This window comes from Pseudomonas sp. MD330_10, assembly GCF_042610415.1.
Lineage (GTDB): Bacteria > Pseudomonadota > Gammaproteobacteria > Pseudomonadales > Pseudomonadaceae > Aquipseudomonas > Aquipseudomonas rhodesiae.
Genome location: NZ_JBHGZU010000125.1, coordinates 1 through 244 on the forward strand (window position 1 = coordinate 1; position 244 = coordinate 244).

Annotated in this window: 1 pseudogene; it reads left to right on the forward strand. The window is 66.4% G+C overall.

Features of this window, described 5'->3' with window-relative positions:
• A pseudogene (locus ACFZPT_RS26865) lies at positions 1–229 on the forward strand (TolC family protein); the annotation flags it as partial.
• Positions 230–244: the final 15 nt, after the last annotated feature.

A 244-nucleotide genomic window follows, 5' to 3' on the forward strand; every position in this document is an offset into this window, starting at 1 on the left:
GGCCGAGCAATCGGCGCAGCAGGCAGCGTACCAGACCCACCGCTTCTTCCAGGCCGGACGCGCCTCGTTCCTGGCCGACCATCAGGCCACGCGCACTTACACCGAAATGCGTGCCCAACAGGCGGCGGCCAACACTCAGGTCGCCATGAGCCAGATCGACCTGATCCTGGCCCTGGGCGGCGGCTGGGATAGCGGACGAACGCAAGCGTCGGCGTCCAGCAAACCCTGAGCGACTAGCTATGCT